At 71.6% G+C, this 4,946-nt stretch carries 6 protein-coding genes, 1 tRNA gene and 2 pseudogenes; 3 read left to right on the top strand and 6 right to left on the bottom strand.

Annotated elements, in window-relative coordinates; all coding sequences use genetic code 11:
- From SACSA_RS25685 to SACSA_RS0104505, 3 genes and pseudogenes are all read right to left on the bottom strand, one after another.
- Positions 1-329: pseudogene (locus SACSA_RS25685) on the bottom strand (FtsK/SpoIIIE domain-containing protein); the annotation flags it as partial.
- A gap of 9 nt (positions 330-338) precedes the next feature.
- On the bottom strand, positions 339-584 hold the full coding sequence (locus SACSA_RS0104510) for a hypothetical protein (RefSeq protein ID WP_019813884.1): 246 nt from the start codon (positions 582-584) through the stop codon (positions 339-341).
- Between the two features lie 47 nt (positions 585-631).
- The gene (locus SACSA_RS0104505; RefSeq protein WP_019813882.1) at positions 632-892 is read right to left on the bottom strand and encodes a hypothetical protein; all 261 of its coding nucleotides are present in this window, start codon (positions 890-892) and stop codon (positions 632-634) included.
- Positions 893-1,091: 199 nt separating this feature from the next.
- Between SACSA_RS0104505 and cmtR the strand changes: the two genes are divergently transcribed.
- Both cmtR and SACSA_RS0104495 read left to right on the top strand, forming a co-directional pair.
- Positions 1,092-1,478: a Cd(II)/Pb(II)-sensing metalloregulatory transcriptional regulator CmtR gene (cmtR, locus tag SACSA_RS0104500; RefSeq protein ID WP_019813880.1), complete on the top strand. Its 387-nt coding sequence runs from the start codon at positions 1,092-1,094 to the stop codon at positions 1,476-1,478.
- A complete protein-coding gene (locus tag SACSA_RS0104495) occupies positions 1,475-2,179 on the top strand; it encodes a cation transporter (protein WP_019813879.1) in 705 nt (234 codons plus the stop codon). The genes cmtR and SACSA_RS0104495 overlap by 4 nt, the downstream gene beginning before the upstream one ends.
- Before the next feature lie 55 nt (positions 2,180-2,234).
- Here the strand turns inward: SACSA_RS0104495 and SACSA_RS26610 are convergent, their stop codons facing one another.
- From SACSA_RS26610 to SACSA_RS0104485, 3 genes and pseudogenes are all read right to left on the bottom strand, one after another.
- Positions 2,235-2,366 carry a type II toxin-antitoxin system RelE family toxin gene (locus SACSA_RS26610; RefSeq protein WP_232212834.1) on the bottom strand — a complete coding sequence of 44 codons (132 nt, stop codon included), beginning with the start codon at positions 2,364-2,366 and terminating at the stop codon, positions 2,235-2,237.
- 110 nt (positions 2,367-2,476) lie between these two features.
- Positions 2,477-2,653: pseudogene (locus tag SACSA_RS27160) on the bottom strand (type II toxin-antitoxin system prevent-host-death family antitoxin); the annotation flags it as partial.
- Positions 2,654-2,783: 130 nt separating this feature from the next.
- A tRNA-Ser gene (locus SACSA_RS0104485) sits at positions 2,784-2,869 on the bottom strand.
- A 171-nt stretch (positions 2,870-3,040) separates the two neighbouring features.
- Here SACSA_RS0104485 and SACSA_RS0104480 point away from each other — a divergent pair.
- Positions 3,041-4,882: a transketolase gene (locus SACSA_RS0104480; RefSeq protein ID WP_019813877.1), complete on the top strand. Its 1,842-nt coding sequence runs from the start codon at positions 3,041-3,043 to the stop codon at positions 4,880-4,882.
- Positions 4,883-4,946 lie beyond the last annotated feature (64 nt).

Raw genomic sequence — 4,946 nt, 5'->3', positions numbered from 1 at the left:
GGGCCGGGCGCGGCCCGCGCGACCAGCTCGCGCAGCCGGTTGGGTCCGTCGGCCCAGTCGGCGTAGAACCGATCGCGCACGGAGTCCAACCAGGACAGCACCTCGGCCAGTGCCGGGTCCCCCCGGCGTTCGGCCACGACCGGGTCGTCGGCCGCGCCGTGGTCCAGTCCCGCGGTGACGATGCGCTGCTCCAGCCTGCGTTTCTCCAACTCGGTCTCAGCGGTCCGGCGGGCGTTGTGGGCCGCGCCGAGCACGAGTCCGAGCTGCTCGCGGAGCACGTCGAGCGCTCGCGTGACCCGGGCACGGCGCTCACCGACCTTGCGTCGCATCGCGGGGTGTCACAACCTCGACTGGTAGCGGTGGATCAGGTCGTCGGCGCCGTCGATGCGGGCCTGGTCGGCGTCCAACCGTTCGACGGCGAGGTCGAGCTCACGGGGCAGCCACGGCTGGGCCTGGGCCTGGGCGTCGACGACGACCCGGCGGTAGTCCTCCAGCAATCGCCGGGCGCGGGCGTGGTGGGCACGGGCCTCGGCCAGGCCGCCGAGCGTCTCGGCCAGGCCGTGCCGCAGCTCCTCCAGTGACATGGTCCTCCAGGGCCGTGCGTGCTCCGTGCGCTCGGACTCGGGCGGCCTTACAGGCGCGCCGAGTAGTTCTCGGCCGAGGTGATGCAGGCGCGGATGGTCGTCTGGGTGCCGTTGATGCCCTGGATGGCCTCGGCGAGCATGCCGTGCGCCTGGTTCACCTCCTCCTGAGTGCTGCCGGTCGTGGCCTGGGCGAGCGACTGCTGCGCCTCCTCCAACGACTGGGCGGCCTGTTGCAGGGCGGCGATGCTGTCGGAAGCCTTCTCGTTCGCGAGGGCGATCCCCGCGCGAATGTCTTCCACACCGGGCATGAAGCGGGCTCCTTGGAGGAAGTCGGGTCCTGGCCTGTACCAACTTATCGTGGTCGATCAACAGCGCACAGCAGGTAGGTGGGCGATGCGGCGGTGACCGAACGCGAACGCGACGCGCGTTCGGGGCACGGCGGCCGGCCGGGGCACGCGAGGCCGCACGCCTGGCGATCAGTTCAGTGCCTGCTGTACTGTTCAGTGCATGCTGACGTGTGAGACGCGCGGGAACGCGCTGGCTCGCCTGGGCCGCGCGCTGGCCGATCCGACGCGGTGCCGCATCCTGCTCGCCGTGCTCGACGGGGTGCGCTACCCGGGCGAGCTGGCGACCCACCTGGGGCTGACCCGGTCGAACGTGTCGAACCACCTCACGTGCCTGCGGGGCTGCGGGCTGGTGGTCGCCGTCCATGAGGGTCGGCAGGTCCGCTACGACCTCGCCGACGCGCACCTGGCTCGCGCGCTGGCGGAGCTGTCGGGGCTCGTGCTCGCCGTGGACACCGACGATCCGTGCGCGGGCGGTGCGCCGGAAGCGCGGGCCGTGCGCGAGACCGGCGCCGAGCCACTTCCACTGGCCGGAGAGGTCGCCTCGTGAGCGAAGCGGAGCAGCGCACCGCCCGGGCAGACGTGGCGTCCTGCGCGTGCGGTTCCGACGGGTGCCACACCTCCTCGGCCGCGTCCCCGGTGCCGGACCGGCTTTCGGACGCGCGGCGCGCGACGCTGACCCGCTGGGTCCGGCTGCTGGTCGGCGCGACGATCGCCTACAACGTCGTCGAGGCCGTCGTGGCGATCGCCGCGGGGACGGTGGCCGACTCGACGGCGCTCATCGGCTTCGGCCTGGATTCAGTGGTGGAGGTGGCCTCGGCCTCGGCCGTGGCGTGGCAGTTCTCCGGTGCCGACCCTCAGGCGCGGGAGCGGACGGCGCTCAAGGTGATCGCCGTGTCGTTCTTCGCGCTGGCCGCCTACGTCACGGTGGAGTCGGTGCGGACCTTGCTGGGCGCGGACGAGGCGCAGCATTCGACCGTGGGGATCGTGCTGGCCGCCGTGTCGCTGGTCGTGATGCCGGTGCTGTCGCTGACGCAGCGGCACGTGGGTCGCAGGCTCGGCTCGTCGAGCGCCGTCGCGGACTCTAAGCAGACGTTGCTCTGTACGTATCTGTCCGGGGTGCTGCTGGTCGGGTTGCTGCTGAACAGTGTGTTCGGGTGGGCGTGGGCCGACCCGGTGGTCGCCCTCGTGATCGCCGCCGTCGCCGTGCGCGAGGGCCGCGAAGCCTGGCGCGGCGAGCACTGCTGCTGAGACGCGGACGGCGGTGGCGGTGCCGGGTGCCTGGATGTCGGTGGGGCAGGTTCGTTCAGCGGCCGAGGCGTCGACGTACGACGTCGTAGAGGTTGTCCCGCGTGGAGATCGTCACGACGTAGACGACCAACCTGTCGTGGACGACCTGATAGCAGATCCGGTAGTTGCCGACGCGAATTCTCCACACGCCGGCGATGCCGGTGAGTCCTTGCACCCGGGAGGACGCGGCTGCTCAGCCAGGCGTTCGAGTGCCACTTCGATGGCCTCGGCGGGCTTGGGCTGGGAGGTGGCCAGCACCTCGCGGACCTGCTCCGCATCCGCGAGATCCTCAAGCCGCTCCAACAGTTCAGCCGCCTCCGCCGACACCACGGCGGCGGCACGCCGGTTGTGTCGAGTGAGATAGACGATCTCGCCTCCGTACTCGGCACGGTGCGTCACGTCGCTGATGTGTGCGCGTGCCTCAGTGACAGGGATCTCAGCCGCGAGATCGATCTCGCGGTCTCGGCCGCCTACGGCCTGCCCATCGACTGTTACAGGCGGCCGGACGCCGCCGACACGAAAAACGCCGGGCGGCCCGTCGGGTGCCCGGCGTTTTTCCTGCGAGCGGAGGATACGGGATTCGAACCCGTGAGGGCTGTTAACCCAACACGATTTCCAATCGTGCGCCTTAGGCCGCTCGGCCAATCCTCCGCGAAGAAGCGTACCAGCCGCCTCGTCGCCGTCCGCGACCCCGGGCGGCACCGCCGGTGCGCTGCGCGGACGGGCTCACGAGCCGTCGGCGGTTAGCCAGGCACCCACTTCGGGTATGCGACAGCGGGCAGCCGAGTGGATGCACGCGGAACGCGATGAAGGAGGCGGCCGATGTCGGTAGCGAGCGTCGATCGCGACATGCTCACCGAACTGGGGCAGCAACTGCGGGTGGACGCCGTACGAGCGGCGGACTTCGCGGGGTCGGGACACCCGACGTCGTCGATGTCGGCGGCCGACCTGATGGCCGTGCTGCTGGCGGGCCACCTGCGCTACGACTTCGACGCGGCGCAGAATCCGGGCAACGACCACCTGATCTTCTCCAAGGGGCACGCCTCGGTGCTGCTCTACGCGATGTACGTCGCGGCCGGGGCGATCTCGGAGGACGAGCTGCGCTGGTACCGCACGTCCGGCAGCAGGCTCGAAGGCCACCCGACACCGCAACTGCCGTGGGTCGACGTGGCCACCGGCTCGCTGGGGCAGGGCCTGCCCATCGGAGTCGGCGTCGCGCTCGCGGGGCGCAGGCTCGAACACCGTGACTATCGCGTGTGGGTCCTGTGCGGCGATTCGGAGCTGGCCGAAGGCTCGATGTGGGAGGCGTTCGAAAACGCCGGGTACGAGCGGCTGAACAACCTCACCGCGATCATCGACGTCAACCGGCTCGGCCAGCGCGGCCCCACCCGGCACGGCTGGGACACCGCCGCCTACGCACGGCGGATCGGCGCGTTCGGCTGGCACACCATCGAAATCGACGGGCACGACGTCGAGCAGATCGACAACGCCTATGCCGAGGCCGCGCGCAGCGACCGGCCCACGGCGATCATCGCCCGCACGCACAAGGGCCGGGGAGTGGCGGCGGTCGAGGACGCCGAGGGCAAACACGGCAAGGCGCTGCCGGACGTCGAGGAGGCGATCGCCGAGCTGGGCGGGCGCCGCTCGATCCGGGTGGACGTGGCCGCACCCGAGTACGAGCGCCCGTCCCACCCCGATCTGCACACGCTCTCCATCCCGACGTACACGGTGGGCGACGAGGTCGCCACCCGCACCGCGTTCGGTGAGGCGCTCGCCGCGCTGGGCCGCGTGCGCTCGGACGTCGTGGTGCTCGACGGCGAGGTCAGCGACTCCACCCGCACGGGCTACTTCGAGTCCGAACACCCCGACCGGTTCTTCGAGTGCTACATCGCCGAGCAGCAGATGGTGGCCGCCGCGGTGGGGTTGCAGGTGCGGGGCTGGGTGCCCTACGCGGCGACGTTCGCCGCGTTCCTGTCCCGCGCCTACGACTTCGTGCGCATGGCCGCGATCAGCGGAGCGAACCTGTGCCTGATGGGCTCGCACGCCGGGGTGTCCATCGGCCCGGACGGCCCGTCGCAAATGGGGCTGGAGGACCTGGCCGCGCTGCGGGCGGTGTGGCGCAGCACGGTGCTCTACCCGTGCGATGCCAACCAGGCCGCGCACCTGACCGCCGCGATGGCCGAGCACTCCGGCATCCGCTACCTGCGCACGACCCGACCGGACACCCCGGTGCTCTACGGGCCGGAGGAGACCTTCCCGATCGGCGGGAGCAAGGTGGTGCGCTCGTCGCCCGAGGACGCGGTGACGCTCGTCGGCGCGGGCATCACCGTGCACGAGGCGCTGTCGGCCGCCGACGCGCTGGCCGAGGAGGGCATCCGGGCGCGGGTGATCGATCTGTACTCGGTCAAGCCCGTGGACGTGGCGACGCTGCACCGCGCGGCGGCGGACACGGGGCGGATCGTCACCGTCGAGGACCACTGGCCGCAGGGTGGGCTCGGCGATGCCGTGCTCGACGCGTTCACCCAGGCCACCACGATGCCCCGGGTGAGCAAGCTCGGCGTCCTGGCGATGCCCGGTTCGGCGAGCGCGGAGGAGCAGCTCCGGCACGCGGGCATCGACGCCTCCGCGATCGCCGACGCGGCCCGTGACCTGGTGCGGGGCTGACCTCGTGCGGGCCACCCCGCGCCGGGGCGGTCAGTGGCGGGGCGCGAAGAACGCGATTCCCTGG

This window comes from Saccharomonospora saliphila YIM 90502 (assembly GCF_000383795.1).
GTDB classification, from domain to species: Bacteria; Actinomycetota; Actinomycetes; order Mycobacteriales; family Pseudonocardiaceae; genus Saccharomonospora; species Saccharomonospora saliphila.
The sequence above is the reverse complement of the archived record's forward strand: the minus strand, read 5'-3'. Positions and strand labels throughout refer to the sequence as shown.